The following is a 4,206-nucleotide window of genomic DNA, read 5'->3' as shown; positions in this document are numbered from 1 at the left end:
TCATACTTAGCGATCGCTTTCATTAACACCCCTTGCGGATCATCTGCTTTCGAGACATCCACTTCAATGGTGCGGAAAGTCCGAACTGTTAAGGGACAAAATTCCCATTCAACCTTCCCCCGCTCTAGTTCTATCATCACATAGCCTTTGTCTTCTTTTTCTTCACTAAAATCTACCCGCTCAATGCTCCCTGGATAAATCACCGGCGGGTTGTTGGATTTATTCAGATTTTGGTGGCGGTGGACGTGTCCCAAAGCTACATAATCAAAACAAGGTCGCGTCAGCAAAGATAAGGGTAGAGTAAAGCCTTTACCCACTGCCAAAAAGCGTTCTGCGCCCAAGGTAGCATTGTCAGACATCAAGTGAGCCAAAAGGATAGTTGGCACATCGGGGTCAAGATGGCGAATTTCCCCTTCTAGAACAACTCGCAGGCGTTCCGTTAACAGTTGGTTGACTTGTGCCAAAGATGAACCTTCAGTCTCTTGGCGAGTCATCAGGGTGGAACGGGTGAGCCAAGGGAGGGTAATTACTTGCACTTTACCATTGCGGGTTTCGATGCAGTGAGTAGTTAATGTATCACCGACAACAAATCCTGGCACTCCCAAAGTGCGGTAAATATTTAAACTCGCGCCTCCCTGTCCTTGGGAGTGTTGGTCGTGGTTGCCTACCAACAACACTGTTGGAATATTGGCATCCATGAGACGGCGAAATTGGCTGGCAAAAGCTTGCTGTACATAAGGCGGTGGTGTAGCATCCGGGAAAGCATCACCACCAAATATCACCATATCAACAGCATCTGTCAGCGCTCGGTCAATACATATAGACAAGGTATTGACAAAATCCTCCAATCGTGTATTTAACCCAGTCGTGGGATTAATTCGTCCGTGGGAGAAGCCGCTTCCCATGTGGATGTCGGAGAGATGGAGGATTTTAATCATATTTGTCCTTTGTCCTTAGTCATTTGTCCTTTGTTTAATACTAATGACTAATGACCATTGTACAGACGCGATTAATCGCGTCTCTACTGACCAATGACTAAATATGAATTCCACATTCTGTTTTATCACTTCCCCGCCAACGTCCGGCGCGTTCGTCTTCGCCTTCGCCTACTTTGGTGGTGATAGGTTCGTCGCCTATGCTGGGATAACCTTTGTCGTGTAGAGGGTTGTAGATGACTCCGTGTTCAGCTACGTAAACCCAACTGTCTTTGCGTGTCCAGGTAGCTATAGGATTTACTTTCAGCCGACCTTTACCGTCTAATTCAAATATGGGCATATTCGCACGGGTTACTGCTTGGTCACGGCGGCGTCCGGTGATCCAAGCGACGCTGTTGAGTTCGTCTAGACCGCGTAGCAGTGGTTCAATTTTTGTAATGTGGTGGAATTGGGCAATATCTTTGTCCCAGAGTTTGTCGCCATATTTGGCTTCAAAGGCTTCGCGGGTGTCTACGTCTGGAGTTTTGAAAGTTTGCAAATCCAGGTTGTAGATTTGTTTGGCTTTGGCTACTAATTCTAGGCTTTCAGGGAAGTGGTGCAAGGTGTCGAGAAAGATCACAGGAACTGGATGCTTCAGTTCACCGTAAAGAATATGGGTAATTATCATATCATCTACGTTAAAGGCGCTTGTTTGCACCAGTCCCGTTGGGATGTTCTCTATAGACCATGCCAGTATTTCTTTGGGAGTGGCCGTTTCAAATTGCTGATTTAATTTTTCTAAATCAAAAGCGATCGCTTGGTTTCTAGATGCCGTGGAAACTGTCATCATAATCTTCTGTTCAAATATTTTTACCTTGACTAAGATTTATTTTACCTCACCAAGGCGCGTATTCCGCTCGGAAATGAGGTAATTATTTTGTTCGGAAATTACTACATTATCGGCATGGGGAATGGGGCGTTGTCCTATTTTTAGGATTCAGTCAAAACAAATACATAAGTAAGAACAACAGTATTTACTAAGAAAGTTTACGGTAATTTAAGTTTTACAATGCTTTTATAGATATTTATACTGATTTTGATATGGTTAAGGAACAATTAATAAAAAGGATTTTACTTAAATGAACACTTCAAAATCCCCCAATCGTTTAGGCGAATCTATGATCATGGGCGCTTTAATGATGTTAACCAGCGTTAGCATAATTACAATAATGAACTTTTTCTAAGATAAAGATTTTTAATTTTCGCAATAAAACTTCATATAGCCCTGCTCAAAACTGAGTGGGGCTTTTACTTTCCATTTTAAATGGCGCAAGAGCAGAGCATAGATAGTCCCCTTGGTAGTCTATCATGTCCGGCTAAAGACTTATCATTAGGACTGCAAGGGGGCAGGGGGCAGTTCTTGCTGGGAGCAGGGAGAGAAAGAGTTTTCAAGTTCTTGCACAGATACACCGAATCATAACTAATCAGGCGGACATGATATGATTCTTCTCTTTGCGTCCTTTGCGTCCTTGGCGGTAGCCTGCGGCAAGCCGATGCAGCGTCTACGTTAAAAAAATTGACTTTGACAAAGAGTTTTAGGCTTACAGCAGTTTTCATGTATTTGAACCACATCTATCGTAGGGGTTTAGCAATGCTCATTGGTGTCAACTTAAGCTAAAAATCGCTTATCTGTTGGCTTCGACGCCCGCCCAGAAATGAATTTCAGGGCTTATAGCTAAAGTCTACTTCAGTAGACTAAAGATTTTTCGGATTATTTAGTCATCTTCAGATGACTTTTACTATTAGCAAGGAACTTCAGTTCCTTGCGGGACATGGCTTTTACGTTAAGTTGACACGTATGAGCAATGCGCTTTACCCCTACCGCGTGGTCTATTTACCTGAAAATAGCTGTAACTATGGCTTCGGCATCGGAGCAGTGCAAAAAGCTAATCTGCGTAACCGTTTGAGCAACGCCAAAACATTTATAGGACGGACGACAAAATCATCAGTATCACTGAAGTTGCTTAGATTTGCCTAAGTATAGATGAAAAAGCGGCTGGGAACAACGAGGAGAATAATAACTCAGTACTTTTAACTCAGCACTGCCCCAATTATAGCTATCCGCTAACAGCACTTAGCACTTCTGAATGCGGTTATGATTAATAAAGCTAGTATCTAGGCTGGGAGAATAACTTTTTAGCCAAGATACCTTTTGGATTGTAAGCTACTTTTTCAAACCACTTTTCTAATGGAAATTACTGAATCCTTTGAACTTTCAATTGGACGATCGCGATCGGACCATAGCGATCATTATCTAGCATTCGCTCACCTTGAACAAGTGCTTTCTAACACTGACATTGAGTCTCAATCCGCCGACTTATCGACGGTGGTAGTAGAAATCTGTTTGGATAAATCTAGATAAAGGTATGGATATTGAAACCCACAAGCAAATATGGGGGCCAACCTCTGGCCCTTTGCAGTTTGAAAAACGAGAAAGTTTTGCTGATGATTTATGTGCGGTGAGCGCTTTATGTCGATTCAGCTTGAATCTGTTAAATCTAAAATGTTACCTCTACAAGCTGAAAAAAAGATGCGCTGCTGGATTCGCAGTCGCCACTTGATTTGTTCGGGCAACTTTTTTATTTTCGAGACAGTAGAATATACGACCATTGAAAGATTCTCTCAATGTGTCGCTTCTTTAGGAGGAACAGTAATATCCGTTGAACCGATTAATAAAATTTGGATGGGTGATCATCGCCAAGTAATTTTATATCAGGCAAAAGCTAGTTTGCATACGCCTCATCATACTTTGAAACAATACTGGATAAAATCTGGTAGTGCATACACTAAATTTGATGAGCGTGTTTGAGAGTTACTATCCTGCGGAAATCTTTCTGACAGGCGTTTACACTACAATTCAAAATTAAGTTTTGAATTTTAAATACTCCCCAAGGGGGTTGACGGCTAATTGTTAATGTCTAATTGCTAATTTTTTTATGATGATTAGCTGTTAGTTATTAATAGTTAGCCGTCTAAGTTTGTTAGAGAATGTAACTAAAAAGCTCTCCACAACTTGATAACTTACAGCAGATTGCAACAGGCGTGAGGTACAGATAATCGTAGGGGCACAACATGTTGCATACGTGTCAACTTAACGTAAAAGCTATGTCCCGCAAGGAACTTCAGTTCCTTGCTAATAGCGGAAGTCATCTCTTGATGACTAAATATAGCAAAAAATCTTTAGTCTACTTCAGTAGACTTTAGCTAAAAGCCAAAGAACTTTAGTTCGAGG

The 4,206-nt window shown here is 41.8% G+C and carries 6 protein-coding genes; 4 read left to right on the top strand and 2 right to left on the bottom strand.

Going from position 1 to position 4,206, the window contains the following annotated elements:
- Both sbcD and cysH read right to left on the bottom strand, forming a co-directional pair.
- Positions 1 to 938 (bottom strand): exonuclease subunit SbcD (gene sbcD, locus LC574_RS29140; RefSeq protein ID WP_229457113.1); only part of this gene is annotated, 938 nt, incomplete at its 3' end.
- 97 nt (positions 939 to 1,035) lie between these two features.
- Positions 1,036 to 1,761, bottom strand: coding sequence for a phosphoadenosine phosphosulfate reductase (cysH, locus tag LC574_RS29135; protein ID WP_229457114.1), 726 nt, complete (start codon positions 1,759 to 1,761; stop codon positions 1,036 to 1,038).
- A gap of 942 nt (positions 1,762 to 2,703) precedes the next feature.
- On the opposite strand from cysH, the gene LC574_RS29130 reads away from it, so the two are divergent.
- The 4 genes from LC574_RS29130 (at position 2,704) to LC574_RS29115 (ending at position 3,783) form a co-directional block, all read left to right on the top strand.
- On the top strand, positions 2,704 to 2,952 hold the full coding sequence (locus tag LC574_RS29130; protein ID WP_229457112.1) for a hypothetical protein: 249 nt from the start codon (positions 2,704 to 2,706) through the stop codon (positions 2,950 to 2,952).
- Positions 2,953 to 3,162: 210 nt separating this feature from the next.
- Positions 3,163 to 3,336 (top strand): hypothetical protein, encoded by a 174-nt coding sequence (locus LC574_RS29125; RefSeq protein WP_229457111.1) that lies wholly within the window; start codon positions 3,163 to 3,165, stop codon positions 3,334 to 3,336.
- A gap of 4 nt (positions 3,337 to 3,340) precedes the next feature.
- Positions 3,341 to 3,535, top strand: coding sequence for a chromophore lyase CpcT/CpeT (locus LC574_RS29120; RefSeq protein WP_229457110.1), 195 nt, complete (start codon positions 3,341 to 3,343; stop codon positions 3,533 to 3,535).
- Complete coding sequence (locus tag LC574_RS29115; RefSeq protein WP_229457109.1) at positions 3,445 to 3,783, top strand: CpeR family transcriptional regulator; 339 nt, start codon at positions 3,445 to 3,447, stop codon at positions 3,781 to 3,783. The genes LC574_RS29120 and LC574_RS29115 overlap by 91 nt, the downstream gene beginning before the upstream one ends.
- Positions 3,784 to 4,206: the final 423 nt, after the last annotated feature.

The organism is Nostoc sp. CHAB 5715, assembly GCF_020829685.1.
GTDB lineage: Bacteria > Cyanobacteriota > Cyanobacteriia > Cyanobacteriales > Nostocaceae > Nostoc.
Note: the sequence above shows the minus strand (reverse complement) of the source record. Positions and strands in the feature narration are given on the sequence as shown.